Source organism: Cupriavidus alkaliphilus, assembly GCF_900094595.1.
In the GTDB taxonomy this organism is placed as follows: Bacteria; Pseudomonadota; Gammaproteobacteria; order Burkholderiales; family Burkholderiaceae; genus Cupriavidus; species Cupriavidus alkaliphilus.
Map to the genome: position 1 here is coordinate 21149 of NZ_FMAD01000007.1, position 26154 is coordinate 47302.

The window sequence follows — 26154 nt, forward strand, 5'->3', positions numbered from 1 at the left end:
CCGCGCACCGCCCCCCGGCGCAGCCCGCATGATTGCCTGGCTGGACCCGCAAGATCCGTTTCCCCCGGTCGAGCACGCGCTCGGACCCGATTCCGAGGCGCCCGGCCTGCTTGCCGCCAGCCGCGAGCTGTCGCCGCAGCGGCTGCTGCTGGCGTATCGCCAGGGCATCTTCCCGTGGTATTCGAGCGGCCAGCCGGTGCTGTGGTGGAGCACCGATCCGCGCATGGTGCTGCCGCCGCCGGCGTTGCGCGTCTCGGCCAACCTGCGCAAGACGCTGCGGCGCGTGCTGCGCGATGCCGACTGGGAAATCCGCGTCGACCACGATTTCCTGGCGGTGATGCGCGCCTGCGCGACCACCCCGCGCGAGGGCCAGGACGGTACCTGGATCACCGACGCCATCATCGCCGCGTATGGCACCCTGCACCGCAACGGCCTGGCTCACTCGGTCGAAAGCTGGTACCGGGGCGAGCGCGTCGGCGGCCTGTATGGCGTGGCGCTGGGGCGGATGTTCTTTGGCGAATCGATGTTTGCGCACCGTACCGACGCCTCCAAGATCGCGCTGGCGGCGCTGTGCGCGTTCCTCGGCAACCACGGCGTGGCGATGATAGACTGCCAGCAGGAAACCGACCACCTGGCTTCGCTGGGTGCGCGCCCTATCCCCCGCGCCGAATTCGTGGCCCATGTGCGCGCGGCAACGGCACAGCCGGCGATCAGTCCGTGGCGGTTCGACAAATCGGTGCTGGAGCGCTGGGCCGGGACACCCGCCGCGCCGGCAGGCTGAATCCCGGCACGGGTGCCGACGCTGACGCTGCGGACCACCGTGCAAACCGCGCCGTCCCGCCCGGAGCCCCCTGAGTCATGAGCAAGCTGAAGGAACTACCGCTGTCCGCGCTGCAGTTCTATGCCACGGCGCCCTACGCTTGCAGCTATCTCGACGGCCGCATGGCGCGCTCCCAGGTGGCTACGCCGGCGCACCTGATCAATGCCGACGTCTATTCGCGCCTGGTGCGCGCGGGCTTTCGCCGCAGCGGCATCTTTACCTACCGGCCGTATTGCGACGATTGCCACGCCTGCACGCCGTGCCGCGTGCTGGTCGACCAGTTCACGCCGGACCGCTCGCAGCGCCGCGCGTGGAACCGCCATCAGCACCTGCAGGCGCTGGTGGCGCCGCTCACCTACGTCGAAGAGCACTATTCCCTGTACCTGCTGTACCAGTCGATGCGCCACGCCGGCGGCGGCATGGACCAGGACAGCCGCGACCAGTACGAGCAGTTCCTGCTGCAGAGCCGCGTCAACTCGCGCCTGGTCGAATTCCGCGATCCGCCCGGCTCGCCCGAGGCCGGGCGGCTGCGCATGGTCAGCATGATCGACGTGCTCGACGACGGGCTGTCGTCGGTCTACACCTTCTACGATCCGCTCGAGCACAACGCCAGCTACGGCACCTACAACATCCTGTGGCAGATCCGCCAGACCCATGCGCTGGGCCTTCCGCACCTGTACCTGGGCTACTGGATCGCCGACAGCCGCAAGATGGCGTACAAGGCGCGCTTCCGGCCGCTGCAGGTGCTGACCGGCAACCACTGGCACGCGTTCGAGGACGTCGCCGGCGAGGCCCCGGAAGCCACCGCGCCGGTGCCGCCCGCGACGCAGCCCTAGCCGGGCCGGGCCACCGGCCGCCGCCGCGGCCGCCCTCGCGGACGGGCCAGCCGCTACAATGCCGCCCTGGTCCCGACTTCCGCGCCGCCCCGCCGGCCGCCTGCCCACGTGCTCAACGCGCTCTACCCCCTGTTTCGTCCCGCCCTGTTCTCGATGGATGCCGAGGACGCCCACCATTTCACGCTGAACAACCTGCTGCGCGCCCACCGCATGGGCCTGGGCGGCTGCATCGGCAACCGCATCGCCGACGATCCGCGCACGGTCATGGGGGTGTGCTTTCCCAACCCGGTCGGCCTGGCCGCGGGACTGGACAAGGACGGCGCCTATATCGACGGCCTGGCCGCGCTCGGCTTCGGCTTTATCGAGGTGGGCACGGTCACGCCGCGCGCGCAGCCGGGCAACCCGCGCCCGCGCATGTTCCGGCTGCCGCAGGCGGATGCGCTGATCAACCGCATGGGCTTCAACAACGGCGGCGTCGATGCCTTCGTCGCCAACGTGCAGGCGTCGCGCTGGAAGGCCGAGGGCGGCGTGCTGGGGCTGAATATCGGCAAAAACGCCGATACCCCGATCGAGCGCGCCAACGACGACTACCTGTACTGCCTCGAGCGCGTCTACCCGCACGCCAGCTACGTGACGGTCAATATCTCCTCGCCCAACACCAAGAACCTGCGCCAGCTGCAGGGCGCGAGCGAGCTCGACAGCCTGCTGTCGTCGCTGAAGGATGCGCAGCAGCGCCTGGCCGACCAGCACAAGCGTTATGTGCCGCTGGCGCTGAAGATCGCGCCGGACCTCGACGCCGACCAGATCGGCAATATCGGCGACGCGCTGGTGCGCCACAGGATCGACGGCGTGATCGCCACCAACACCACCATCTCGCGCGACGCGGTCAAGGGCCTCCCGCATGCCGACGAAGCCGGCGGCCTGTCCGGGCGCCCGGTGTTCGAAGCCTCGACCCGCGTGGTGCGCGCGCTGCACGGCGTGGTCGGCGATGCGGTGCCGATCATCGGCGTGGGCGGCATCTTCGGCGGCGCCGACGCACGCGCCAAGACCGACGCCGGCGCCAGCCTGGTGCAGGTCTACAGCGGCCTGATCTATCGCGGCCCGGCGCTGGTGCGCGAGTGCGCCGCGGCGCTGCGCCGCTAAGCCCCTCGGGGCGCCCACTGGCCCTGGTTTCCGCCCGGCCGATGCGCCACCCGCATCGCCCGGGTGGAGGAAAACCTCGACGCGCTGGTGGCGCGCAATTGCATGAAGAGGCGGCCACCGCAATCAGGGTAATCCACAAGCAAATCCCGGTTCCCGCGCAATTAAATGCGCCTCGATGGCGGATAGCGGGCATCTGACAGCATCGGATGCCCCACTTCCGCATGATGACTATCCATTTCGTGCGCGGGAAGTGGTATCCTCGCAGGCTTATCGCTGTCGCATCCGACGCGTCCGCGCACGCTCCCTCCCGCCGCAGGAAGCCGCCGCGCCCGCCCGGACCGGCATCGTGCGCCAGCCGGCGCATGGTCCAGGACGGCGGACCGAACCATCCGCGGCCGTATCCAATCCAGAACCGAGTTTCGGGGGAGCACACATAATGAAATCCACCAAGGGTCTCGCAGCATCCAAGTCCATCCTGGGCGGCGCCGTGGCGCTGGCACTGCTGTACGGCGGCGCCGTGCAGGCCCAGACCGTCAAGGTGCTGTCGATCGTCGACCATCCCGCGCTGGACGCCATCCGCGACGGCGTGCGCGCTGAACTGAAGGCAGCCGGCTACGACGCCGACAAGAGCCTGAAGTGGGAATACCAGAGCGCCCAGGGCAACACCGGCACCGCGGCGCAGATCGCCCGCAAGTTCGTCGGCGACAACCCGAACGCGATCGTCGCCATCGCCACGCCGTCGGCGCAGGCCGTGGTCGCCGCCACCAAGACCGTGCCGGTGGTGTACTCGGGCGTGACCGATCCGGTCGCGGCGCAGCTGGTCAAGAGCTGGTCGGCGTCGGGCACCAACGTCACCGGGGTCTCGGACAAGCTGCCGCTGGACAAGCAGGTCGCCCTGATCAAGCGCGTGGTGCCCAAGGCCAAGACCGTGGGCATGGTCTACAACCCGGGTGAAGCCAACTCGGTGGTGGTGGTCAAGGAACTGAGCGCGCTGCTGGCCAAGGAAGGCCTGACGCTCAAGGAAGCCGCCGCGCCGCGCACCGTCGATATCGGCCCGGCCGCCAAGAGCCTGATCGGCAAGGTCGACGTGATCTACACCAACACCGACAACAACGTGGTGTCGGCGTACGAGGCCCTGGTCAAGGTCGCCAACGAATCGAAGATCCCCCTGGTCGCGGCCGATACCGACAGCGTCAAGCGCGGCGCCGTGGCGGCACTCGGCGTCAACTACGGCGACCTGGGCCACCAGACCGGCAAGGTGGTGGTGCGCATCCTGAAGGGCGAGAAGCCGGGCGCGATCGCCTCGCAGACCAGCGACAACCTGGAACTGTTCGTCAACACCGGCGCGGCCGCCAAGCAAGGCGTGACGCTGTCGCCGGAGCTGGTCAAGGAAGCGAAGACGGTCATCAAGTAAAGCACAGCCACGCCCTGCCATGCCGTCGCCGCAAGGCGGCGGATGCGCCGGCCAGGCCTACCCGGCCGGGCCGGAGAGACCAGGGCGAGGCGGCCGGCGGCCCCATCCGGGCGTGCCGGCCGCTCCGCCCCGAAACCGGCGCCAGGGCAGACGCCGGACCCCGCAACAGGATTCCCCCCATGTCCCTCTTTTCCCTTCTGGGCGCCCTGGAGATCGGCCTGATCTTCAGCCTGGTGGCGCTCGGGGTGCTGATTTCCTTCCGCATCCTCAATTTTCCCGACCTGACCGTTGACGGCAGCTTCCCGCTGGGCGGCGCCGTGGCCGCGACCCTGATCGCCGCCGGCCAGGATCCGTTCCTGGCGACCGTGGTCGCGATCGCCGCCGGCGCGCTGGCCGGCTGGATCACCGGCTGGCTCAACGTGCGCCTCAAGATCATGGACCTGCTCGCCAGTATCCTGATGATGATCGCGCTGTACTCGGTCAACCTGCGCATCATGGGCCGCCCCAATGTGCCGCTGATCACCGAGCCCACGCTGTTCACCGTGCTGCAGCCGGAGTGGCTGCCCGACTACGTGCTGCGCCCGCTGGTGCTGTTCGTGGTGGTGGTGGTCGCCAAGGTCGGCCTGGACTGGTTCTTCAGCTCGCAGCTGGGCCTGGCGATGCGCGCCACCGGCGCCAACCCGCGCATGGCGCGCGCGCAGGGCATCCCGACCGGCCGCGCCACGCTGGCCGGCATGGCACTGTCCAATGCGCTGGTGGCGCTGGCCGGCGCGCTGTTCGCGCAGACCCAGGGCGGCTCGGATATCTCGATGGGCATCGGCACCATCGTGATCGGCCTGGCCGCGGTGATCATCGGCGAGACCATCCTGCCGGCACGCCGGCTGATCTGGACCACGCTGGCCGTGGTGCTGGGCGCCATCCTGTACCGCTTCTTCATCGCTCTGGCGCTGAACAGCGACTTCATCGGCCTCAAGGCGCAGGACCTGAACCTGGTCACCGCCGCGCTGGTGACGATCGCGCTGGTGCTGCCGGCGACGCGCAAGAAGCTGTTTGCCCGCAAGAACGGAGGTGCCTGAGATGCTGCGCGCACAAGACCTGAAGCTCACCTTCAACCCGGGCACCCCGATCGAGACCCGCGCGCTGCGCGGCCTCAGCCTGGAAATCCCGAGCGGCCAGTTCGTGGCCGTGATCGGTTCCAACGGCGCCGGCAAGTCGACCTTCCTGAATGCGATCAGCGGCGACCAGATGGTCGACGCCGGGCGCATCACCATCGATGACACCGACGTCACGCGCAAGCCCGCCTGGGACCGCGCCCACCTGGTGGCGCGCGTGTTCCAGGACCCCATGGCTGGCACCTGCGAAGCGCTGACGATCGAGGAGAACATGGCGCTGGCGATGGCGCGCGGCAGCCGCCGGGGCTTCCGCCCGGCGCTCAACCGTGCCTCGCGCGAGCTGTTCCGCGAGAAGCTGCGGCTGCTCAACCTGGGCCTGGAAAACCGCCTGACCGACCGCATCGGCCTGCTCTCCGGCGGCCAGCGCCAGGCGGTGAGCCTGCTGATGGCCTCGCTGCAGCCGTCGCGCATCCTGCTGCTGGACGAGCACACCGCCGCGCTGGACCCGAAGACCGCCGCGTTCGTGCTGGAGCTGACCGCGCGCATCGTCGAGGAAAGCAAGCTGACGACGATGATGGTGACGCACAGCATGCGCCAGGCGCTCGACTACGGCCAGCGCACGGTGATGCTGCACCAGGGCCAGGTAGTGCTGGATGTCTCGGGCGACAAGCGCAAGGGGCTCGATGTGCCGGACCTGCTCAAGATGTTCGAGCAGACACGGCATGAGCAGCTGGATGACGATGCGCTGTTGCTGGGGTGATAGCGCTGGCAAGAAAAACGGGGAGCTTCGGCTCCCCGTTTTTTGCTCGCTGGCGCTTGAGCATCCCGATGTTGCCGACAATCAGTCGATCGTGATGCGCCGCTGCTTGATCACGCCTGCCCACCGCGTGCTCTCCTTCTGGATCGCCGCCGCCAGTTGCTGCGGCGTGCCGCCCGCCGCTTCCATCCCCAGCGTCGCCAGCTTCTCCTTCAGCGCGGCATCGGCCAGCACCGCGTCGGCGTGCTGACTAAGCTTGCGCACGATTTCCGGCGGCGTACCGGCCGGCACCATCAACGCATACCACGACACCGCCTCGAACTTCGGGAAGCCCTGCTCGGCGATCGTCGGCACCTCGGGCAGCACCGTCGAGCGCCTGGCGCTGGCCATGCCCAGTGTGCGCAGCTTGCCCGCCTTGATATAGGGCAGTGCCGCCGACAGCTGCGCAAACATCATCGTCACCTGCCCGCCGACCAGATCGGTCATGGCCGGGCTTACGCCCTTGTACGGTACGTGGTTGAGCTTGACGTTGGCATCGAGCTGCAGCAGTTCGCCGGCAAGGTGCGCCTGGCTGCCGGCCCCGGGAGAGGCGAAGCTCAGTTCGCCCGGTTTCTGCGCGGCGAGCTTGAGCAGTTCCGCCAGCGACCTCACCGGCGTGGCTGCGTTGACCACCAGTACGTTTTCAGCGGTGGCGAGCATCGCCACCGGCGCCAGGTCGGACGGCTTGTAGGGCAGGTTGGGCATCAGCGCGGGATTCACCGCGATATTGCCGACCGGCACCAGGGCGACGGTGTAGCCGTCCGGCGCGGCCTTGGCCACCATGTCGACGCCGATGGTGCCGGCCGCGCCGGCCTTGTTCTCGACCAGCACGCTCTGACCGGTGGCCTTGGACAGGCCTTCTCCGACCGCACGCGCCAGCACGTCGGCCGGCCCTCCCGCGGCAAACGGCACGATCAGGCGTACCGGCTTTGCCGGATAAGCCGGCGGCTGGGCGTGGGCCGCCCCCGCACCGAGCCATGTCGCGCAGGCCGCCGCGCAGGCGAGCAGGCCATGCAGGGCAAGGCGCCGGATGTCAGGATGCACGAAAGGCTTTACAGCGGCGAATACCGCAACATTCACAGCGGATTTCATGACGGCTCCCTCAATTGGCAGTGATCAGGCGATGGTTCCCCGGCCGCGGCATCGGTCAGTGCAAAGCCCGCCCGGTCGGCTTCGTCCGCCATCGCGGGCAGGCAGGCATAGTCGGCGGGCTGCACCGCGACGAAGCGCGCCAGCCCCAGCGACGCCAGCAGCGCAGTGCCGGTGGCATCCTCATGCATGCCCAGCAATGTCGCGCGCACACGCATGCACTGCCGCGGATCGGCATCCGCCGACGCGACCAGCACCGGGATCGGTGCCGGCGGCGTCAGCGCCAGCGTCTTCAGTTGCGCGGCAAGCACCGGGTCATAGCGGCGCAGCAGGTCCATCACATAGCTGTCGACGACCCCCACCTCGGCGTCGCCGGCGAGCACCGCGTCGATGACCTCGCGCGGCGTTGGCGTCGCCATGGCCGCGGGCCGGTACAGCGCCTGCGCATCCGCCGGTGCCAGCCGCATCAGGTAGTGGCGCGGCGCGTTATAGCCCGAGTTCGACTCAGGCAACATGCATGCCAGTCGCCCGCCGAAGGTCTGCGCCAGCGACTGCACCGGCGCATCGGCGCGCACGATGAACTCGGTGAAATAGACCGGCCTGCCGTCGTAACGCGCCTGCGCCGGAACCGGCGCGGCCAGCAGCTGCGGCGTGACCGGCGCGCTCGCATACGGATAGCCGCACATGAACACGCAGCCGCAGTCGGGCCGCGCCCACAACGCGCTGACCGGCGCGGGCGCGGCATGCTCGGCATACGGCAACGCCACGCCGGCGCGCTCGGACACGCGTGCCAGCAGCGCACGCCAGGCCGCTTCGGCCTGCGGCGTCACCGCGTACATGCGGGCATTGGCGATCATGCGTACACCAGCTTCTGGCCCAGCCCGCGCTCCTCGGCCTTCTTCAGGATGGCATGTCCGAGCGCGATATCGCTCAGCGACAGGCCGCGGTGCCAGAACAGGTTGGTTTCGTCGTTGCTCTGGCGGCCCGGCTTGCGGCCCGCGACGATCTCGCCAAGTTCGCCGTAAAGCGTCCGTTCCGAGAGCTTGCCCGCTTCGACATGCGCGCGCAGCGAGCCGAACACGCCGCCCTTGCACTGCCCCCAGTCGTCCACCACCATCCGCGTCATGATGTCGGTCAGCGACAGCTCGACCGCGCTCATGGTGCCGTAGGGCACGACGAAGGCACCGGGCTTGATCCATTCGGTCTTGAGCATCGGCGTCGGACGCTCCAGCCGCGATGCCTCGACCACGATATCGGCGCCTCGCACGCACGACTCCCAGTCCTCGGTCACCACGATCTTCTTGCCGAGATCGCGCTCCAGCCGCGCGGCAAAGGCATTGCGGCTCTCCGGGCGGCGCGAATGCACGCGGATCTCGTCGAAATCATAGAGGCTGTCGAGCAGCCGCACGTTCCAGTACGAGGTGCCGCGCGCGCCGATATGGCCCAGCACCTTGCTGTCGCGGCGCGCCAGGTGCCTGGCGCCGAGCGCGGTCAGCGCGCCGGTGCGGGCATCGGTGATAAAGGTCGCGTCGATCACCGCCACCGGCATGCCGGTGCGTGGATCGAACAGGTTCAGCATGGCCATCTCCGACGGCAGGCCGAGCTTGTAGTTGTCGACGAAATCGCCGACCACCTTGACCCCGGCCAGGCCCAGCGGCGCCACGTAGCCGCGCAGCACGTTGAAGTGGCCGTTGAAGGCGGGGTCCGGCATCAGGTGCACGCGCGGCTCGATCACGGTCTGGCCGTTGCCCTGCGCCACCAGTGCCTGCTCCACCGCGTGGATGATTTCGGCATCGGTCATTTCCAGCCGCGCGATGTCCCGGCCGTTGAGGTAGGTGAGATAAATATCAGCCATGCGGTCCCCGCTCTCCAGATCAAAGTGTGTGGTGTTGCGATGAATCCAGTTTAGGTATGGCGCCATTGACTGTCATATGCTTATATGTCCACCTGCCTTAACATCAGGTTAATGCCATGAAAATGAACCTGCGCCAGATCGAGGTGTTCCGCGCGGTGATGCTGACCGGCTCGATCAGCGGCGCGTCCAAGCTGCTTTATGTGTCGCAACCGGCGATCAGCCGGCTGATGTCGCACACCGAACAGCGGCTCGGTCTCGAGCTGTTCCGGCGCACCAAGGGGCGGCTCTACCCCACGCCGGAAGCGCGGCGGCTGCTGGGCGAAGTCAATGCGGTCTATGAAGGGATCGAGCGCGTCAACGAGATCGCCGAGGATCTCGCCGCCAACCGCACCGGCAGCCTGCGCATCACCTGCAGCCCCAACCTGGGCCAGACCGTGCTGCCGCGCGCGATCGCCAGCTTCCGCGCCGCGCACCCGGCGGTGCGCGTGGTGGTGCGCACGCAGATTCCCGGCAATATGCTGCGCGCGCTGCTATCGGGACAGGTCGACCTGGCGGTATCGAACATGCCGCTGGTGCATCCCAACCTGGAGGCGCGGCTGCTGGTGAAGAACGAGATCGTGGCGCTGGTGCCGGTGGGGCACCGGCTGGCGGCGCGCAAATGGGTGCGTCCCGCCGACCTGATCGGCGAGGACCTGATCGGCTATGGCCCCGAAGTGCCGTTCGCGCTGCTGGTGCACGAGATGTTCGGCAACGATGGCGACCAGCCCGACATGCGGGTGCAGGTGGAGCAGGCGCATGTGGCGCGCGCGCTGGCGCAGGCCGGCGCCGGCATTGCGCTGGTCGACGCCATGACGGTATTCGGCGCGAACTGGCCCAATATCGTCGCCGTGCCGATCCGCACCAAGGTCAATGCCTCGGTGCAGATCTTCCATGTGCAGACCGAGCCGCTGTCGCGGCTGTCGCTGGAATTCGTGGAAACGCTGACGGGAATGATGAAGTGTTGAGCCGCGGAAGCGACTGCGGAAGCGGCCGCGGCGAAGCGCTGCGGCCTCAGGCCGTCGCCGCCTTGTCCAGCCACCGCGCCAGCTGGTCCGTCACCGCGCTGCTCGAGAACGAGCAGCTGTCCTGCGCGAACACCGCCGCCATCTCCAGCCGGCGCAGCAGTTCTTCCATGGCCTGGCCGTAGACCGGCGGCAAGGCCAGCGCGCTGCCGGCAGCGCGCCATTCGCTTACCAGCTCCTGCGCCGGCTTTGCGCCGGCCACGTGCTGCTCCAGCGCGGCGCGCATGCGCGCCAGGGCTTCCGTATTTTCAGCGCTCATGAACGCGCCCTCCTTTCCTTGTAGAGTTCGCGGAACGTGCGGCCCGACGGCGCCGGCATGTCGCGCGTTTCGGTCCAGCCCTTGCCGGCCATCGGCAGGCTGGCGATCAATCCGTTGCTGCCGCCCATGCGGCCCAGCAGCCAGGCACCGATGCGGGCAGTCAGCGCATAGAGTTCGGGCCGCTTCGCCACGTAGCCCCAGGCCTTCAGCGCAAAGCGCTCCTGCCACGGCCGCAGGCCGCGCTCCATCTGCTTCTCGCGCAGCTTGCGCAGCAGGTCGGACAACGGGATCGACGCCGGGCAGACGCGATTGCATTCGCCGCACATGGTGGCCGCCTGCGGCAGGTCGATCGTGTTGGCCAGCCCGACGTAGCTCGGCGTCAGCACGCTGCCCATCGGCCCGGGATAGACCCAGCCATAGGCATGGCCACCGATCTTCTGGTAGACCGGACAGTGGTTCATGCAGGCGCCGCAGCGGATGCAGCGCAGCATCTCCTGGAACTCGCCGCCGATCAGCCCGCTGCGGCCGCCATCGACCAGCACGAAGTACATATGCTCGGGACCGTCGCGCTCGCCCTCGGCGCGCGGCCCGGTCAGCAGCGAAAAGTAGTTGGAAATCGCCTGGCCGGTGGCCGAGCGCGGCAGCAAGCGCATCACCGTGGCCAGGTCTTCCAGCGTCGGCAGCACCTTCTCGATGCCGGTCACAGCCACATGCACCCGCGGCATTACCGTGCACATGCCTTCATTGCCCTCGTTGGTGACCACCGCCACCGAGCCGGTCTCGGCGATGATGAAGTTGCCGCCGGTGACGCCCATGTCGGCGCTGAGGAATTCCGGACGCAGCACTTCGCGCGCTTCGCGCGTCATCTCCGGGATCTCGGTCAGTCGCGGCTTGTGGTGGACCCTCGCGAACAGGTCGGCGATCTCGTCCTTGTCCTTGTGCACCACCGGCGCAATGATGTGCGACGGCGGCTCCGAGTCGTTGATCTGCAGGATGTACTCGCCCAGGTCGGTCTCGATGCTCTGCACGCCCATCTCGCCGAGCACCTGGTTCAGGCGCATTTCCTCGGTCACCATCGACTTGCTCTTGATGACCTTCTTCACGCCGTGCTTCTGCGCGATCTCGGCGACCAGCCGCGCGGCGTCGGCAGTGGTTTCGGCAAACAGCACGGTAGCGCCGCGGCGGGTGGCGTTCTCTTCGAACGTGGCGAGCCAGACGTCGAGGTTTTCCAGCGCGCGGTTGCGGCGCTCTTTCAGGGCCTCGCGCGTGGCATCGAAATCGATATCGCGGATCGCATCGGCGCGCGCCGTGACGAACTTGGTCGAAAGCTTCTTCAGGTTCTGCTGCAGGCGCTGGTCGGCCAGCTTCTGCCCGGCGCGCGCCTTGAATTCCATGCTGTGGACTTGCATCGTGGCGAATTCCTGATGGTGTCGTCGCGGTCAGGCGTCGCCTGCCAGCACCTGCGCGATATGCAGCACGCGGGTGCGGTTGTCGCCGGTGCGGCGCAGGCGGCCTTCGATATTGAGCATGCAGCCCAGGTCGCCCAGCACCACGGCATCGGCGCCGGTGGCCTGGATGTTGGCGCATTTCTCGTCGACGATGGCCGTGGAGATATTGCCGTACTTGACCGAGAAGGTGCCGCCGAAACCGCAGCAGGCCTCGCAGTCCTTCATCTCGGTCAGCTGCACGCCGGGCAGGCGCGACAGCAAGGCGCGCGGCTGCTGCTTGACCCCAAGTTCGCGCAGGCCGGAACACGAATCGTGGTATGTGATCGCGCCCGCGAACGTCGACGGCAGGGTCTCGATCCGGGCCACGTTGGCGAGGAAGTCGGTCAGTTCGAATACGCGTTCGCGCAGGCGCTCGTAGCGGCCGTTCAGCTCCGGATCGTCGCGCAGCAGATCGGCGTAGTGGTGCCGGATCATGCCGCCGCAACTGCCCGACGGCACCACGATGTAGTCGAACATTTCGAACTCGCGCAGGAATTTCTCGGCCAGGTCGCGCGATACCGCGCGCTCCCCCGAGTTGTAGGCCGGCTGGCCGCAGCAGGTCTGCGCCTCGGGCACCATGACCTCGTAGCCGGCGGCTTCCAGTAGCTTCAGCACCGAAAAACCGATCTCCGGGCGCATCAGGTCCACCAGGCACGTGTGGAACAGACCGACTCGCATTGTTGACTTCTCCCAGACCCTGAAACCCCGCAATTATGCGCGTTCGGCGCCGCGGGTGGCGCACAAAGCGTTCATCGGCGCCATGAATGCGGTGCCATGCACGGCACCCGGGGGTGCGACATCACGGGCGGTTTCTTACCGGAATGTCATTTCACCTATTGAAATTTTCACGATGCGAGATAGAATCAGGCAGACGCTTAAAAATGCCGCAAGGCAACATTTCTACTTTTCCCAACCATGTCCGACGCAGACAAGTCACCCGGCAAGACGTCCATCCAGGTCATCGAGCGCATGATGACCCTGCTCGACGCGCTTGCGCAGCATGCCGACCCGGTCAGCCTGAAAGAGCTGTCGCTGGCCACCGGCCTGCATCCTTCCACCGCGCACCGCATCCTCAACGACATGGTCGCCTGTCGCTTTGTCGACCGCTCCGATCCCGGCAGCTACCGGCTCGGCATGCGGCTGCTGGAGCTGGGCAACCTGGTCAAGGCGCGCCTGTCGGTGCGCGACGCGGCGCTGGCGCCGATGCGCGCGCTGCACCGTGTCACCGGCCAGACCGTCAACCTGTCGGTGCGCCAGGGCGACGAGATCGTCTATATCGAGCGCGCGTACAGCGAGCGCTCGGGCATGCAGGTGGTGCGCGCCATCGGCGGCCGCGCCCCGCTGCACCTGACCTCGGTGGGCAAGCTGTTCCTGGCCGCAGACGAGTCGGCGCGCGTGCGCAACTACGCCACCCGCACCGGGCTGGCCGGCCACACCCGCACCTCGATCACCGACCTGACCAAGCTCGAACGCGAACTCAACTGGGTCCGCACCAACGGCTATGCCCGCGACAACGAAGAGCTGGAACTGGGGGTGCGCTGCATCGCCGCCGGCATCTATGACGACTCGCGCCGGCTGGTGGCGGGCCTGTCGCTGTCGGCGCCGGCTGACCGGCTGCAGGACAGCTGGCTGCAGAACCTGAAGGATACCGCCCTGCAGATCTCGCGCGGCATGGGCTACGTGACCGAAGCCGCTGCCTGAGGCCCACCCGGCCACGCACCGCCTGCGCGCGGGCTGCCGACAAGGCAGTCCGCGCGTTTTGCTTTGGTGGAATGGCGAAATCTTGATCCAAGGGTTTACCCTTTGTTTTCAGATAACCAGCAAACCTTATAATCGACGGTCATGCGAACCCGCACCGTCACCCTTACCGAACAGGTCACGCGCCAGCTGCGCGCCGATATCGAAAGCGGCACCTACCCCGTCGGCAGCCGCCTGCCGACCGGGCGGCAGCTGGCCGAGCAATTCGGCGTCAGCGCCGCCGTGATCCGTGAAGTCACCGAACACCTGCGTTCGCAGGGCTTTGTCGAGTCGCGCCAGGGCGTTGGCTGCACGGTGCGCTCGCGCACCGGCGCAGCCGGCTTCCAGCTGCCGCGCGACCCCGAGCTCGACGCGGGCGAGTTGGCCGACCTGTACGACCTGCGCATCGACCTGGAAGGCGCCGCCGCGGCGCTGGCCGCGGTGCGCCGCACCGATGACGACGTAGCCGCGCTGACGGCGCTGCTGCAGCGCCTGCAGGCCCGGCTCTATGACCCGCAGCCGGCTGCCGATCTCGACGCGGCTTTCCATATCGGCATCGCCGCCGCCACGCACAACCCGTACTACCGCCAGCTGCTGCAGTACCTGAACCTGCAGCTGCACCAGGCGGTCGCCACCGCGCGTGCCAATACGCTGCGCCAGCCAGGGCTGGCCGAGACCGTGCAGGCCGAACACGAGGCCATCGTCGCGGCCATCCGCCGCGGCGATGCCGGCGCGGCGCGCGCGGCGGCGGTGGCGCACCTGCAAAGCGCCGCGCACCGCCTGGGGTTGTCGCTACGCACGCGCGCCGACGCAGCAACGTCGGCGCGCGCCGCCAGCCCCGCATCCCTTTCCTGAGACGACACCACCATCATGCAAAACGGATCCTTTGCCCAGCGGCTCACCGAAGCCCTCGGCCCCGACACTGCGCTGACCAACCCCGACGACATCGCGCCCTGGCTGTCGGACTGGCGCGGCATCTACCGCGGCCAGGCCCAGGCGGTGCTGCGGCCCCGCAGCGTCGACGAAGTGTCGCGCGCGCTGGCGCTGTGCCAGCAGGCCGCGGTGCCGGTGGTGCCGCGCGGCGGCAATACCGGCCTGTGCGGCGGCGCCACGCCCGACGCGCGCGCGCAGAACGTGGTGCTGAGTCTGGACCGCATGAATGCGGTGCGCTCGCTCGACACCATCGCCAATACCATGGTGGCCGAGGCCGGCTGCATCCTGGGCAACCTGCGCCGCGCGGCGCAGGACGCCAACCGCTTGCTGCCGCTGTCGCTGGCCGCCGAGGACTCGTGCCAGATCGGCGGCAACCTGGCGACCAATGCCGGCGGCGTCAACGTAGTGCGCTATGGCATGACGCGCGAACTGGTGCTGGGGGTCGAGGCCGTGCTGCCCAACGGCGAGGTCTTCCACGGCCTGCGCACGCTGCGCAAGGACAATACCGGCTACGACCTGAAACAGCTGCTGATCGGCTCCGAAGGCACGCTCGGCGTGATCACCGCAGCGGCGCTGCGCCTGTTCCCGCGCACCGATACGCGCAGCGTGGTGCTGGCGGCGGTGGCATCGCCCGCGCAATCGCTGGCGCTCTATGAACTGCTGTTCGAGCAATGCGGCGCACGCCTGCAGGCCTTCGAGTTCTTTACCGGCGATTGCCTGGACCTGGTGCTGGCGCATGCGGAAGGCGTGCAGGAACCGTTCGCGCAGCGCTACCCGGCCTACGTGCTGGTGGAACTGGCCGACACCACCGATGAGGCCGCGCTGAACGCGCTGCTGGAACGCGTCATCGGCGAGGCGCTGGAGCGCGAGCTGTGCCTCGATGCCGCGGTCTCCGCTTCGCTGGCGCAACTGCAGGCGCTGTGGAAGCTGCGCGAGGAAATCTCCGAAGCGCAGCGCGCCGACGGTCCGCATCTCAAGCACGACGTGTCGCTGCCGATCGAGCAGATCCCGGCCTTCATGGCATCGATGCAAGCCCGGCTGCGCGCGCTCGATGCCGCGATCCGGCCCTTCGTGTTCGGGCACTTCGGCGACGGCAACCTGCACTACAACCTGTCGCGCCCGGCCGGCGCCCCCAAGGACTGGGCGGCCACGCAGGGCGATGCCGTGACCGATGCGGTGCTGGACGAGGTGATGCGTTACGGCGGCAGCATCAGCGCCGAGCATGGCATCGGCCAGCTCAAGCGCCATGCCTTCCTGGCGGTGAAGGATCCGCTGGAATTGCGCCTGATGCGCGAGATCAAGTCGGTGTTCGATCCCGCCGGGATCATGAACCCCGGCAAGCTGCTCTGACCGCTGCCGCACCAAAGCAAAACGCGCCGCAATGCGGCGCGTTTTTTTTCCGGTCAGGCGTGCCGGCTCAGATGCCGCGCGATTGCTGCGAGGCCAGCACCGCGTGGGCGCTGCCCGGACCCTGCGTCAGGTTCGGCGAGGACGGGAAGCCGCGCTGCGGCGAGGACGGCGAATGCTCGAGCCAGTCCTTGACCCGGTTGGCATCGGCAAAGCGCGACAGCTTGCCGGCCGAATCCAGGAACACCATCACCACGTTGCGCCCATGCACACGGGCCTGCATCACCAGGCACTGGCCAGCCTCGGAGATAAAGCCGGTCTTCTGCAGGCCGATCTCCCAGTTGCCGCCGCGCACCAGGCGGTTGGTGCTGACGTAATGCTGGGTGCGGCCCAACACGTTGACTTCGTGCTCGGTCTGGGTCGAGTACTCGCGGATGGTCGGGTTGCGGTACGCGGCATTGACCATCCGCACCAGGTCGGTCGCGCTCGACACGTTGCTGCTCGACAGGCCGCTGGAATCGACGAAATGGCTGTCGTTCATGCCGAGCTCGCGCGCCTTGCGGTTCATGGCCTGCACAAAGGCCGGCAGGCCGCCCGGGTAATGGCGGCCCAGCGCCGAAGCAGCGCGGTTCTCGGACGACATCAGCGCCAGCAGCAGCAGTTCCTGGCGCGTCAGCTGCGTGCCGAAGCGCAGGCGCGAGCTGCTGTGCTTCTCGGTGTCGCGGTCTTCCTCGGTGATGGTCAGCACCTCGTCCATCGGCAGGCGCGAGTCCATCACCACCAGCGCGGTCATCAGCTTGGTGATCGATGCAATCGGCAGCACCGCGCCGGCATTCTTCTGGAACAGCACCTCGTTGGAGTTCTGGTCCATCACCAGGGCCACGCTGGAGCGCAGAGCCAGGGCGTCGTCGGTGTCGCGCAGGCCCATGGCTTCGCCCAGCGAGGGCTTGGACGGCGTAAACGCCGCCCGCACGGGGGCAGCGCGCTGCGCCACCACGACGTGGCGCTTGCCCTTCTTCAGCACCACCACCTTGCGCGCCGATCGTGCTTCGCTCTTGGCAACCTTGGCGTTTCGCGAGCTTTTGGCAACTGGCTTGGCCGCAGTCTTTTTCTCGGCTTTAGCGGATTGAGCCTGCTTTTTGGTTGTTTTTTGCGTGGATGCGGCCTTGGTGGCCGCTTCGGCCACGGGCACCGCGACCATCGACACCGACACCAGTACCGCGGCGGCGACGGCGGACAAGGGTGTGGAGCCGAAGAATCTGGAGAAAATGGAATCAGACCGGAACATGATTCGTTCAGCGCATAGGAATGGCGCTAGTGTAGGAAATAAAGAAATTGTTAGCAAGATTAAAGACTTACAGACGCTCCTTAAAGTTCGATTCACATACATTTCCACATTACGAAAAAAGTTCGCGATGCATCACGTCTGTAATCGAACACCGGCAGGCTTGACCCAAGCGCAGTCCGGTTCACCCTTGCTACCCCTTCGCAGCGACGAAGCCAATACGCACAGCCGTGGCTGGTTATCGGCCTCCATCGTTACATGTTGAAACAAATTTCACTATGAGAGAAAACGCGCAAACCCGCTGACTGGCTCCCGTTCCGTGGTGAGGCGGTTTGCGATGGCCTCCGGATCGGCAAAACCCAGCGACATGCCGCACACCACCATTTCTTCCGGTGGCAGCCGCAGGTGGCTGGCGATGATCTTGTGGAACTGCGTGAACGCCGCCTGCGGGCAGGTATCGAGCCCGCGCGCCCGGGCGGCGACCATGATGCTTTGCAGGAACATGCCGTAGTCGAGCCAGCTGCCCTGCTCCATGATGCGGTCGATGGTGAAGATGAGGCCCACCGGCGCATCGAAGAAACGGAAATTGCGCGCATGCTGTTCGTGCATGCGCGCCTTGTCTTCGCGGCTGATCTCGAGCAGCCCGTACAGGTCCCAGCCCACCTTGCGCCGCCGCGACAGATACGGATCGGCCCATTCGCGCGGATAGTACGGGTACTCCTCGCGGTACTTGCTGTCGCGCTCGGGATCTTCATAGGCGGCCAGCACGTCGGCGCACAGCTTCGCCTTGGCCTCGCCCGACAGCACATAGACGCGCCACGGCTGCGTATTGGTACCGGACGGCGCGCGGCTGGCGACCGCCAGGATCTCTTCCACGGTGCTGCGCGGCACGTGCGTATCGAGAAAGGCCCGCACCGAACGCCGCGTCAGGATCGCACGATCCACGCAGTCCACGGCATCCTGCGAGCCGAGTTGCTTCTCGTGGGACATCTTGTTCATCTCCTGTTGCCCCGTCCTATTCCCGTGCGCCCGTCACCGCGCCCGCCGCCGCCAACGGCAGCAGCGCTTCGCGCAACGCGCCCGGCAACGGTACCGGCCGGCGCGTAGCGCGATCGACATAGACGTGGATGAAATGTCCTTGCGCGGCAGCGACCTCGTTGTCGCCGCTGAACAGGCCGACCTCATAGCGCACGCTCGACGTGCCCAGCCTGGCTACGCGTAAACCCGCTATCACGGTCTCGGGAAAGCTGAGCGACGAGAAGTAGTTGCACTGCGTCTCGATCACCAGCCCGATGGTCTCGCCCGACGTGACATCGAGCACGCCCTGCCGGATCAGGTAGGTATTCACCACGGTGTCAAAATAACTGTAGTAGACAACGTTGTTAACGTGGCCATAGACATCGTTGTCCATCCAACGCGTAGTGATCGGTTGGAAATACGGATAGGCACTGCGGGATTCGGCTTGGGGTTTCATGGGGCGAGAAGGAGACAGGGCGCGAGACGGTACGAAATGTGAATATTCTGAACCAGCGGCCTACGCGATACGAACGCGCTGTCGCTAGCGACGGATGACAAGCGCGACACCCAGCGCGGCCAGCACCATGCCGGCGGCCGCCAGCGGCGGGAAGCGCTCGCCGAACAGCAGCCAGGCCATCACCGCCGTCGTGGGCGGGGTCAGGTACATCAGGCTGGACACCTTGGTGGCCGCACCCTGGCGGATCAGCAGGAACAGCAGCGAGATCGCGCCGATCGACAACGCCACCACCGACCACGCCAGCGCGCCGAGCATCGCGGCAGTCCACTGCACCTCCCGCGTCTCGAACAGGAACATGAACGGCACGCAGGCAAGCGCCGCCGCGGCGAACTGGATCACCGAACCCATGCGCAGGTCGAACACCGGACAGAAATGCCGCTGGTAGACCGTGCCCACGGTGATGCTGAACAAGGCCCCGGCGGCCAGCGCGAGGCTGGCCGGCGTCAAGCCGCTGGCACCGAGCTTGTTCGCCACCACCAGCGCCACGCCGGCAATGCCCAACAGCAGGCCCAGCCACTGGCGTGCTCCGATGCGCTCGCCCATGCGCGTGGCAATCAGCGCGGTCAGGATCGGCTGCATGCCGACGATCAGCGCCGATACGCCTGCCGGCATGCCGAGCTTGATCGCGGCCCATACGCCGCCGAGGTACCCCGCCTGCAGCAGCAGGCCGGCCACGGCGATATGCCCGACCGAGCGCCAGTCGGTTGCCGTCGACCCCGTCACGCGCGGCAGCGGCACGCGCGCCAGCAATACGAACGGCACCATCAGTACCAGCACGCCGGCAAAGCGCAGGAACAGGAAGGTCATCGGCTCCGCATACGGCATGCCGTATTTGGCGACAATAAAGCCGGTGCTCCAGATCAGCACGAACAGCCACGGCATCGATGCGACCCATAGGGTGGCGCGCGGGCGGGCCGCGCCGCCGCGGCCTGACTCGATCAGCTCGCTCATGATGCAAGTTGCGCGGCAAGCTGCGCGTACCGGGCGTGATATTGCGCGGCGAGCCGCACGGTCTGCGCATGGACCGCAACGGTGTCCTCGATCTGGTTGCCATAGCCGCCCGCCATGGTCACCGCCACCGGCAGGCGGCGTGCTTGCGCGGCGTCGAACACGAGGCGGTCGCGTCGTGCCAGGCCAGCCATGGTCAGTTTCAACCGCCCGAGCCGGTCACCCTCGTGCGGGTCCGCGCCGGCCAGGTAAATCAGCAGGTCCGGCTCAAAGCGGCGGAACAGCGTGTCCAGCGCGGCCTGCAGCGCCTGCGCGTAAGCCTCGTCGTCGCAGCCATCCGGCAGGCCGACGTCGAGGTCGCTCGCTTCCTTGCGGAACGGGTAGTTCTTCTCGCCATGCAGAGACAGCGTGAATACCGATGGGTCGCCGTGCAGGATCGATGCGGTGCCGTTGCCCTGATGCACGTCCAGGTCGATCACCGCCACGCGGCGCACGGCGCCGTCGCGCTGCAGCACGCGCGCGGCGATCGCGGCATCGTTGAAGACGCAGAAGCCGCCGCCCTTGTCGGCGTACGCGTGGTGCGTGCCGCCCGCCAGATTCACGGCTATGCCTTCACGCAGCGCGCCGCGGCAGGCCTCGATGGTGGCGCCTGCCGAGCGGCGCGAGCGCTCCACCATCGCTTCGGACCAGGGAAAGCCGATCTCGCGCTGGCGCGCGGCGTCGAGGGTGCCAGCCGAGGCGGCCGCCACGTATTCCGCCGTGTGTGCCAGCAGCAGCGCATCGTCGCCGGCGCGCGGCGCCTCGGACAGGCGCAGCCCCGGCACCTGGGCCGACACCGCGTCGCGCAGCATGCTGTACTTGCGCATCGGGAAGCGATGTCCGGGCGGCAACGGCAGCACGAAGTGGTCGGCGTAGAAAGCGAGCATGGAAAGAGGCCTGGGCGATTCTGTTCACATCTTGTTGGGGTTCCGGCCTCGGCCGGCCGTGCCGGCGCGGGCAGCCTGGCATGGTAGCACCCCTGTCCGGGCATTGCCGGCGGGACTGGGAATGGCTAGGGCGTCACTTGCAGCAAGCCCGGCCTGCGGGATTTTGTGCGTCGCACAAAATATCCTTGACATTGGTTTGGCCGCCCCTAAAATACGGCTTGTTGCGGCGCACAAACGGATTGGCGCCCTGACCCACCCACACGCCTGGGCTGGCCGAAACGGGCGAAACACCGTCACGGTCCTGACATCTAGGCGGCTTAATTTGCTTGACCTTGAAGTTCACCACTGGAGACCAGCAATGATCCTCACCCCGGAACAAGTCGCAGCAGCACAAAAGGCTAACCTCGAAACGCTGTTCGGCCTGACCACCAAGGCGTTTGAAGGCGTCGAAAAGCTTGTCGAACTGAACCTGCAGGTCGTCAAGACCACCTTCGCCGAAAACGTGGAAAACGCCAAGAAGGCGCTGTCGGCCAAGGATGCGCAGGAACTGCTGGCCCTCCAGGCCGCAGCCGTGCAGCCGGTCGCCGAAAAGACCCTGGCCTACACCCGTCACCTGTACGAGATCGCTTCGGAAACCCAGAGCGAATTCGCCAAGGTGGCCGAGGCCCAGCTGGCCGAAGGCTCGAAGAACGTTCAGGCCCTGGTCGAGAACTTCGCCAAGAACGCCCCGGCCGGTTCGGAATCGACCGTGGCCATCGTGAAGTCGGCAATCTCCGCTGCCAACAACGCCTACGAGTCGGTGCAGAAGGCGACCAAGCAAGCGGTCGAAATCGCTGAAACCAACTTCCAGGCCGCTGCTTCGGCTGCGACCAAGGCTGCCCAGCAAGCCAGCGCCACGGCCCGCACGGCCACGGCGAAGAAGGCCACTGCTGCCTGATAGCCAGTGTTGAAGATGGACCGGCTGCGGCCGGTCCGTTGGCAAAGCCCATCGCCATGCGATGCAGTGGGCTTTGCCAACGATAAAGGAAGTGCCCTGACCGACCGGCCCGGCGCTGCCTTGTCTGCCGATGTCTCCTCGGTACCGCGGTCTCCTTGTCCAAAGGTATCGTTAAACCCGACCCCTACAGGTCGGGTTTTTTTTGGCCCTCTCTCTCCCGGCCAGCCTTCTCGCTGCACTCCCCGCTTTCGCTGCAAGCCACTGGATATTGACGCTGGTAACTTAAGGCGGTTAATTGCGAAATCGCGCAAAACAAAGCCCGCAACAAGGCGGGCTTTGTCATCGCAGCGGGCAGCGCCTCAACGCTTGCGCGGCGGCGGCACGTCGGTACACGTGCCTTCGTAGATCTCGGCCGCCATGCCGATCGACTCGCCCAGCGTCGGGTGCGGATGGATGGTCTTGCCGATATCCACCGCGTCGGCGCCCATCTCGATCGCCAGGCACACTTCGCTGATCAGGTCGCCGGCATGCGTGCCGACGATGCCGCCGCCGATCACGCGATGCGTTTCCTCGTCGAAGATCAGCTTGGTGAAACCCTCGTCGCGGCCGTTGGCGATGGCGCGGCCCGAAGCGGCCCACGGGAACACGCCCTTGCTGTACTTGATGCCCTGCGCCTTGCACTCGTCCTCGGTCAGGCCGGCCCAGGCAACTTCCGGATCGGTGAAGGCCACCGAGGGGATCTGCTTGACATCGAAGTAGGCCTTTTCGCCATGGGCGGCTTCCGCGGCCACGTGGGCCTCGTGCACTGCCTTGTGCGCCAGCATCGGCTGGCCGACGATATCGCCGATCGCGTAGATGTGCGGCACGTTGGTGCGCATCTGCTTGTCGACGTCGATAAAGCCGCGTTCGGTCACGGCAACGCCGGCCTTCTCGGCGCTGATGCGCTTGCCGTTGGGCGAGCGGCCCACCGACACCAGCACCAGGTCATAGCGCTGCGCCTCGGCCGGCGCCTGCTCGCCCTCGAACCTGACGTAGATGCCGTCCGGCTTGGCTTCCACCGCTACCGTCTTGGTGTTGAGCATCACCTTGCCGAAGCGGTCCTTGTTCTTCTTTTCCCAGACCTTGACCAGGTCGCGGTCGGCGCCGTTCATCAGGCCCGGCAGCATTTCGACGACATCGATATCGGCACCCAGCGTGCTGTACACCGTCGCCATTTCCAGGCCGATGATGCCGCCGCCGATGACCAGCATCTTGTTGGGCACTTCGGGCAGTTCCAGCGCGCCGGTCGAGTCGACGATGCGCGGGTCTTCCGGGATGAAGGGCAGCTTCACCGCCTGGCTGCCGGCGGCGATGATGGCCTTGTCGAAGCGGATCACGGTCTTCTTGCCGGTGGTCTGCTTGCCTTCGCCTTCGGTCAGCTCCACTTCCAGGTGATGCGGGTCGAGGAAATTGCCGACGCCGCGCACCACCTGCACCTTGCGCGCCTTGGCCATGCCGGCCAGGCCGCCGGTCAGCTTGCCGACCACCTGGTCCTTGTAGTGGCGCAGGCCGTCCAGGTCGATCTTGGCTTCGCCGAACAGGATGCCGTGCGCGGCCAGCGCCTTGGCTTCGTCGATCACCGCGGCGTTGTGCAGCAGCGCCTTGGACGGGATGCAGCCGACGTTCAGGCAGACCCCGCCGAGCGTGCCGTAACGCTCCACCAGCACGGTATTCATGCCCAGGTCGGCGGCGCGGAAGGCAGCCGAATAGCCGCCGGGACCGGCGCCCAGCACCAGCACCTCGCACTGGATATCGGCACCGCCCGCGTGGCTGGCGGCGGCGGGAGCCGGCGCCGCAGCGGGGGCCGGCGCGGCGGCCTGCGCGGGCGCCGGGGCCGGTGCGGGGGCAGGCGCGGCGGCTGCGCCGGCCTGGGCCTCGATGGTGCAGATCACCGCGCCCTGGCCCACCTTGTCGCCGACCTTGACCTTGACCTCGACCACCTTGCCGGCGGCCGACGACGGCACGTCCATGCTGGCCTTGTCGGATTCCAGCACGATCAGGGACTGCTCCACCTCGACCGTGTCGCCGGCCTTGACCAGCACCTCGATCACTTCCACCGCGTCGAAATCGCCGATATCCGGGACCTTGACTTCGATCACACTCATGTTTGCTCCTCTATGCGCGCCCGCCTCTCGGCTTCAGGGCGCGCCGTCGTTGTTGGTTGCTGCGTTGCCGCTCGCCGGATTGCCGCCCGCGCCGTCGTCCGCGCCATCGTCCTGGTCCGGGGTCGCCGTGGCATCCTGCTCGTGCAGCCGCACGGTATGCACCTCGATCGGTCCGGACGAGCTCTTGTCGAACTCCACGCCGGCATCGACGCCGATGCGCGCGATCTCGCCCGCGCCGAGGTCCGGCCGGTCATAGACCGCGTGCATCGCGCCCAGCGCGTAGTTGCGGCCCGAGCCGATGCCCCAGAAGCGGTCGAACGAAAACACCTCGCGATACGAGTAGACGCCGAAGATGCCCGCCGGATTGGCGAGCAGGCATACGATCTGCGACGACTCGTAAGGGTCGTCATCGTCTTCCTTGGTATTGACGAAGTAGTCCGACTTCAGCTTCTCGTGCACCTTCAGGAAGGTGCGGAACACGTCGTCGCGCGAGCCCAGCCGGCACTCGTCGCCCAGCCCAGCCAGCAGCGTGCGCATGACCGGGAAGTGCGCCGTGGTCCCGGCCAGCGCGATAAAGCCGTCGCCCACCGGAAACACTTTCTGGTTGCGCTCGTACGCGCGCGACAGGCGCGTATCGCCGAAGGTCACGAGCGCGTCGGCCGCGATCGCCACCTCGGCGCCCTTCCTGACGACAACACAGGTAGTCATGGCTTGCTCCCGGTTGCGCGTGGCGCGCCGCGCGGGCCGGGCCTTTGCCCCGCCCGCGCGGCGCCACCCCGCTTAGAGCAGGATGCGGCGGAAGTCCGCCAGCAATTGCGCGAAGTACGTGTTGAAGCGCGCGGCCTCGGCACCGTCGATGACGCGGTGGTCCCACGACAGCGACAGCGGCAGCGTCAGGCGCGGCGCGAATTGCTTGCCGTCCCACACCGGCTTCATGTACGACTTGCACACGCCCATGATGGCCACTTCGGGCGCATTGATGATCGGCGTGAAGTACGTGCCGCCGATGCCGCCCAGCGACGAGATCGAGAAGCAGCCGCCCTGCATCTGGTCGGGCTTGAGCTTGCCGTCGCGCGCCAGCTTGGCCAGCTCGCTCATTTCCTGGCTGATCTCGAGCACGCCCTTCTTGTCGGCGTCCTTGATCACCGGCACGACCAGGCCGTTCGGGGTGTCGGCGGCGAAGCCGATGTTGAAGTATTTCTTCAGCACCAGATTGTCGCCGTCGAGCGAGGCATTGAAGTTCGGGAACTTCTTCAGGGCCGCGACCGTGGCCTTGATCATGAACGCCAGCATGGTCACCTTGATGCCGGCCTTCTCGTTCTCCTTGTTCAGCTGCACGCGGAAGGCCTCGAGCTCGGTGATGTCCGCTTCGTCATGGTTGGTGACGTGCGGGATCATGACCCAGTTGCGGTGCAGGTTGGCACCCGAGATCTTCTTGATGCGCGACAGGGCCTTGCTTTCGACCTCGCCGAAGCGGGTGAAATCGACCTTCGGCCACGGCAGCAGGCCCAGCTCGCCACCACCGGCGCCGGCAGCGGCAGCCTGGGCCGGCGCGGCGGCCTGGCCGGTCATCACGCCCTTGACGTAGTTCTGCACGTCTTCCTGGGTGATGCGGCCCTTGGGACCGGTGCCAGGCACGCGCGAAACATCCACGCCCAGCTCGCGCGCGAACTTGCGCACCGAGGGGCTGGCATGGGCGGCCTTGCCGGTTGCGCCGGCGGCGGCGGCCGGCGCAGCAGCGGGCGCGGCGGCTGGCGCCGGGGCGGCTGCCGCAGCCGGGGCCGGTGCCGGCGCGCTGGCAGCCGGGGCCGGTGCCGCGGCGGCGGCGGCCGGTGCGGCAGCAGCGGCGCTGGCAGCGCCTTCCAGGATCAGCAGCAGCGTGCCTTCCGACACGTTGTCGCCGACCTTGACCTTGACTTCCTTGACCACGCCGCCCTGCGGCGAGGGCACGTCCATGGTGGCCTTGTCCGATTCCAGCGTCACCACCGCGTCTTCCGCGCTGATGGTGTCGCCCGGCTTGACGTGGACTTCGATCACGGGCACGGCGTCGTAGTCGCCGATATCGGGCACCTTGACTTCGATGGTGCCGCCGGCGCCGGCCGGTGCCGCGGCGGGAGCCGGCGCGGGAGCGGGGGCCGGAGCCGCTGCGGCAGGTGCCGGAGCGGGGGCGGGAGCGGGCGCAGCCGCCGGTGCGGGGGCGGCAGCGGCCTGGCCGGCCGGTTCCAGCATCACCAGCAGCGAGCCTTCGGCCACGTTGTCGCCCACCTTGATCTTGACGTCCTTGACCACGCCGGCCTGCGGCGAGGGCACGTCCATGGTGGCCTTGTCGGACTCCAGCGTCACCAGCGCGTCTTCCGCGTTGATGCTGTCGCCGGGTTTCACATGCACTTCAATGACGGGAACGGCGTCATAGTCGCCGATATCCGGCACCTTGATTTCAATCGCTTGACTCATTCAGTGTCTCCTGGGCAGGCCGGCACGCGCGACGTCC

Annotated in this window: 25 protein-coding genes; 11 read left to right on the top strand and 14 right to left on the bottom strand. The window is 67.3% G+C overall.

Translation table 11 applies throughout. The features are described from left to right. Positions 1-28 precede the first annotated feature (28 nt). The 6 genes from aat to GA0116996_RS15810 all read left to right on the top strand — a co-directional run bounded on the left by aat (position 29) and on the right by GA0116996_RS15810 (position 6085). A complete protein-coding gene (gene aat / locus GA0116996_RS15785; protein WP_092313444.1) occupies positions 29-781 on the top strand; it encodes a leucyl/phenylalanyl-tRNA--protein transferase in 753 nt (250 codons plus the stop codon). Positions 782-858: 77 nt separating this feature from the next. Continuing rightward, a complete protein-coding gene (locus GA0116996_RS15790) occupies positions 859-1656 on the top strand; it encodes an arginyltransferase (RefSeq protein WP_092313447.1) in 798 nt (265 codons plus the stop codon). A gap of 108 nt (positions 1657-1764) precedes the next feature. After that, entirely contained in the window at positions 1765-2799 is a 1035-nt protein-coding gene (locus GA0116996_RS15795) for a quinone-dependent dihydroorotate dehydrogenase (protein WP_092313450.1), read from the top strand. A 436-nt stretch (positions 2800-3235) separates the two neighbouring features. After that, positions 3236-4213 carry an ABC transporter substrate-binding protein gene (locus GA0116996_RS15800; protein WP_092313453.1) on the top strand — a complete coding sequence of 326 codons (978 nt, stop codon included), beginning with the start codon at positions 3236-3238 and terminating at the stop codon, positions 4211-4213. 179 nt (positions 4214-4392) lie between these two features. Further along, positions 4393-5289 (top strand): ABC transporter permease, encoded by an 897-nt coding sequence (locus tag GA0116996_RS15805; protein WP_012352597.1) that lies wholly within the window; start codon positions 4393-4395, stop codon positions 5287-5289. Between the two features lies 1 nt (position 5290). Beyond that, a complete protein-coding gene (locus tag GA0116996_RS15810; RefSeq protein ID WP_062798235.1) occupies positions 5291-6085 on the top strand; it encodes an ABC transporter ATP-binding protein in 795 nt (264 codons plus the stop codon). 81 nt (positions 6086-6166) lie between these two features. Here the strand turns inward: GA0116996_RS15810 and GA0116996_RS15815 are convergent, their stop codons facing one another. From GA0116996_RS15815 to GA0116996_RS15825, 3 genes are read right to left on the bottom strand one after another with little or no spacing between them, the layout of a single operon-like run. Next, complete coding sequence (locus GA0116996_RS15815; RefSeq protein WP_092313456.1) at positions 6167-7213, bottom strand: Bug family tripartite tricarboxylate transporter substrate binding protein; 1047 nt, start codon at positions 7211-7213, stop codon at positions 6167-6169. Then, complete coding sequence (locus GA0116996_RS15820; RefSeq protein ID WP_092313459.1) at positions 7210-8067, bottom strand: phosphate/phosphite/phosphonate ABC transporter substrate-binding protein; 858 nt, start codon at positions 8065-8067, stop codon at positions 7210-7212. Before GA0116996_RS15820 ends, GA0116996_RS15815 begins: the two co-directional genes overlap by 4 nt. Continuing rightward, a complete protein-coding gene (locus GA0116996_RS15825) occupies positions 8064-9065 on the bottom strand; it encodes an ornithine cyclodeaminase family protein (RefSeq protein ID WP_092313462.1) in 1002 nt (333 codons plus the stop codon). Before GA0116996_RS15825 ends, GA0116996_RS15820 begins: the two co-directional genes overlap by 4 nt. Before the next feature lie 116 nt (positions 9066-9181). Between GA0116996_RS15825 and GA0116996_RS15830 the strand changes: the two genes are divergently transcribed. Next, complete coding sequence (locus GA0116996_RS15830; RefSeq protein WP_092313465.1) at positions 9182-10069, top strand: LysR family transcriptional regulator; 888 nt, start codon at positions 9182-9184, stop codon at positions 10067-10069. A 46-nt stretch (positions 10070-10115) separates the two neighbouring features. Here GA0116996_RS15830 and GA0116996_RS15835 read toward each other — a convergent pair whose 3' ends face one another. The 3 genes from GA0116996_RS15835 to GA0116996_RS15845 are packed head-to-tail and all read right to left on the bottom strand — an operon-like array spanning position 10116 to position 12550. Then, positions 10116-10385: a hypothetical protein gene (locus GA0116996_RS15835; protein WP_092313468.1), complete on the bottom strand. Its 270-nt coding sequence runs from the start codon at positions 10383-10385 to the stop codon at positions 10116-10118. Next, positions 10382-11794: a LutB/LldF family L-lactate oxidation iron-sulfur protein gene (locus GA0116996_RS15840; RefSeq protein WP_092313471.1), complete on the bottom strand. Its 1413-nt coding sequence runs from the start codon at positions 11792-11794 to the stop codon at positions 10382-10384. The genes GA0116996_RS15835 and GA0116996_RS15840 overlap by 4 nt, the downstream gene beginning before the upstream one ends. Before the next feature lie 30 nt (positions 11795-11824). Continuing rightward, the gene (locus GA0116996_RS15845) at positions 11825-12550 is read right to left on the bottom strand and encodes a (Fe-S)-binding protein (RefSeq protein ID WP_092313474.1); all 726 of its coding nucleotides are present in this window, start codon (positions 12548-12550) and stop codon (positions 11825-11827) included. Between the two features lie 237 nt (positions 12551-12787). On the opposite strand from GA0116996_RS15845, the gene GA0116996_RS15850 reads away from it, so the two are divergent. The 3 genes from GA0116996_RS15850 to GA0116996_RS15860 all read left to right on the top strand — a co-directional run bounded on the left by GA0116996_RS15850 (position 12788) and on the right by GA0116996_RS15860 (position 15892). Continuing rightward, positions 12788-13573, top strand: a complete 786-nt coding sequence (locus GA0116996_RS15850) for an IclR family transcriptional regulator (protein ID WP_092313477.1) — start codon at positions 12788-12790, stop codon at positions 13571-13573. 141 nt (positions 13574-13714) lie between these two features. Continuing rightward, positions 13715-14464, top strand: coding sequence for a FadR/GntR family transcriptional regulator (locus tag GA0116996_RS15855; RefSeq protein WP_092313480.1), 750 nt, complete (start codon positions 13715-13717; stop codon positions 14462-14464). A gap of 15 nt (positions 14465-14479) precedes the next feature. Continuing rightward, on the top strand, positions 14480-15892 hold the full coding sequence (locus GA0116996_RS15860; RefSeq protein ID WP_092313483.1) for an FAD-binding oxidoreductase: 1413 nt from the start codon (positions 14480-14482) through the stop codon (positions 15890-15892). Positions 15893-15959: 67 nt separating this feature from the next. Here GA0116996_RS15860 and pbpG read toward each other — a convergent pair whose 3' ends face one another. The 5 genes from pbpG to GA0116996_RS15885 form a co-directional block, all read right to left on the bottom strand. Continuing rightward, positions 15960-17177, bottom strand: coding sequence for a D-alanyl-D-alanine endopeptidase (pbpG, locus tag GA0116996_RS15865; protein WP_133250546.1), 1218 nt, complete (start codon positions 17175-17177; stop codon positions 15960-15962). A 273-nt stretch (positions 17178-17450) separates the two neighbouring features. Continuing rightward, positions 17451-18173 (bottom strand): nitroreductase, encoded by a 723-nt coding sequence (locus GA0116996_RS15870; protein WP_092313486.1) that lies wholly within the window; start codon positions 18171-18173, stop codon positions 17451-17453. A gap of 16 nt (positions 18174-18189) precedes the next feature. Further along, on the bottom strand, positions 18190-18648 hold the full coding sequence (locus tag GA0116996_RS15875; protein ID WP_092313489.1) for an acyl-CoA thioesterase: 459 nt from the start codon (positions 18646-18648) through the stop codon (positions 18190-18192). 84 nt (positions 18649-18732) lie between these two features. Beyond that, positions 18733-19659, bottom strand: coding sequence for a DMT family transporter (locus GA0116996_RS15880; protein WP_092313492.1), 927 nt, complete (start codon positions 19657-19659; stop codon positions 18733-18735). Continuing rightward, a complete protein-coding gene (locus GA0116996_RS15885) occupies positions 19656-20582 on the bottom strand; it encodes a histone deacetylase family protein (RefSeq protein WP_092313495.1) in 927 nt (308 codons plus the stop codon). Before GA0116996_RS15885 ends, GA0116996_RS15880 begins: the two co-directional genes overlap by 4 nt. A 358-nt stretch (positions 20583-20940) precedes the next feature. On the opposite strand from GA0116996_RS15885, the gene phaP1 reads away from it, so the two are divergent. Further along, on the top strand, positions 20941-21519 hold the full coding sequence (phaP1, locus tag GA0116996_RS15890) for a TIGR01841 family phasin PhaP1 (protein WP_092313498.1): 579 nt from the start codon (positions 20941-20943) through the stop codon (positions 21517-21519). 359 nt (positions 21520-21878) lie between these two features. Here phaP1 and lpdA read toward each other — a convergent pair whose 3' ends face one another. The 3 genes from lpdA to aceF all read right to left on the bottom strand — a co-directional run bounded on the left by lpdA (position 21879) and on the right by aceF (position 26117). Continuing rightward, positions 21879-23663: a dihydrolipoyl dehydrogenase gene (lpdA, locus tag GA0116996_RS15895; protein WP_092313501.1), complete on the bottom strand. Its 1785-nt coding sequence runs from the start codon at positions 23661-23663 to the stop codon at positions 21879-21881. A 33-nt stretch (positions 23664-23696) separates the two neighbouring features. Continuing rightward, positions 23697-24371 (bottom strand): Ntn hydrolase family protein, encoded by a 675-nt coding sequence (locus GA0116996_RS15900; protein WP_092313504.1) that lies wholly within the window; start codon positions 24369-24371, stop codon positions 23697-23699. Positions 24372-24443: 72 nt separating this feature from the next. Further along, on the bottom strand, positions 24444-26117 hold the full coding sequence (aceF, locus tag GA0116996_RS15905; RefSeq protein WP_092313507.1) for a dihydrolipoyllysine-residue acetyltransferase: 1674 nt from the start codon (positions 26115-26117) through the stop codon (positions 24444-24446). Positions 26118-26154: the final 37 nt, after the last annotated feature.

Bases quoted from the DNA above. Each gene is read 5' to 3' on its own strand.
- GA0116996_RS15800 (WP_092313453.1), top strand. From the start codon at position 3,236: ATGAAATCCACCAAGGGTCTCGCAGCATCCAAGTCCATCCTGGGCGGC.
- GA0116996_RS15870 (WP_092313486.1), bottom strand. From the start codon at position 18,173: ATGAACAAGATGTCCCACGAGAAGCAACTCGGCTCGCAGGATGCCGTG.
- GA0116996_RS15835 (WP_092313468.1), bottom strand. From the start codon at position 10,385: ATGAGCGCTGAAAATACGGAAGCCCTGGCGCGCATGCGCGCCGCGCTG.
- GA0116996_RS15830 (WP_092313465.1), top strand. From the start codon at position 9,182: ATGAAAATGAACCTGCGCCAGATCGAGGTGTTCCGCGCGGTGATGCTG.
- GA0116996_RS15860 (WP_092313483.1), top strand. From the start codon at position 14,480: ATGCAAAACGGATCCTTTGCCCAGCGGCTCACCGAAGCCCTCGGCCCC.
- GA0116996_RS15900 (WP_092313504.1), bottom strand. From the start codon at position 24,371: ATGACTACCTGTGTTGTCGTCAGGAAGGGCGCCGAGGTGGCGATCGCG.
- pbpG (WP_133250546.1), bottom strand. From the start codon at position 17,177: ATGTTCCGGTCTGATTCCATTTTCTCCAGATTCTTCGGCTCCACACCC.
- GA0116996_RS15810 (WP_062798235.1), top strand. From the start codon at position 5,291: ATGCTGCGCGCACAAGACCTGAAGCTCACCTTCAACCCGGGCACCCCG.
- GA0116996_RS15845 (WP_092313474.1), bottom strand. From the start codon at position 12,550: ATGCGAGTCGGTCTGTTCCACACGTGCCTGGTGGACCTGATGCGCCCG.
- aceF (WP_092313507.1), bottom strand. From the start codon at position 26,117: ATGAGTCAAGCGATTGAAATCAAGGTGCCGGATATCGGCGACTATGAC.
- GA0116996_RS15815 (WP_092313456.1), bottom strand. From the start codon at position 7,213: ATGAAATCCGCTGTGAATGTTGCGGTATTCGCCGCTGTAAAGCCTTTC.
- GA0116996_RS15840 (WP_092313471.1), bottom strand. From the start codon at position 11,794: ATGCAAGTCCACAGCATGGAATTCAAGGCGCGCGCCGGGCAGAAGCTG.
- GA0116996_RS15850 (WP_092313477.1), top strand. From the start codon at position 12,788: ATGTCCGACGCAGACAAGTCACCCGGCAAGACGTCCATCCAGGTCATC.
- GA0116996_RS15875 (WP_092313489.1), bottom strand. From the start codon at position 18,648: ATGAAACCCCAAGCCGAATCCCGCAGTGCCTATCCGTATTTCCAACCG.
- GA0116996_RS15805 (WP_012352597.1), top strand. From the start codon at position 4,393: ATGTCCCTCTTTTCCCTTCTGGGCGCCCTGGAGATCGGCCTGATCTTC.
- GA0116996_RS15825 (WP_092313462.1), bottom strand. From the start codon at position 9,065: ATGGCTGATATTTATCTCACCTACCTCAACGGCCGGGACATCGCGCGG.
- lpdA (WP_092313501.1), bottom strand. From the start codon at position 23,663: ATGAGTGTGATCGAAGTCAAGGTCCCGGATATCGGCGATTTCGACGCG.
- GA0116996_RS15820 (WP_092313459.1), bottom strand. From the start codon at position 8,067: ATGATCGCCAATGCCCGCATGTACGCGGTGACGCCGCAGGCCGAAGCG.
- GA0116996_RS15855 (WP_092313480.1), top strand. From the start codon at position 13,715: ATGCGAACCCGCACCGTCACCCTTACCGAACAGGTCACGCGCCAGCTG.
- aat (WP_092313444.1), top strand. From the start codon at position 29: ATGATTGCCTGGCTGGACCCGCAAGATCCGTTTCCCCCGGTCGAGCAC.
- GA0116996_RS15790 (WP_092313447.1), top strand. From the start codon at position 859: ATGAGCAAGCTGAAGGAACTACCGCTGTCCGCGCTGCAGTTCTATGCC.
- phaP1 (WP_092313498.1), top strand. From the start codon at position 20,941: ATGATCCTCACCCCGGAACAAGTCGCAGCAGCACAAAAGGCTAACCTC.
- GA0116996_RS15885 (WP_092313495.1), bottom strand. From the start codon at position 20,582: ATGCTCGCTTTCTACGCCGACCACTTCGTGCTGCCGTTGCCGCCCGGA.
- GA0116996_RS15880 (WP_092313492.1), bottom strand. From the start codon at position 19,659: ATGAGCGAGCTGATCGAGTCAGGCCGCGGCGGCGCGGCCCGCCCGCGC.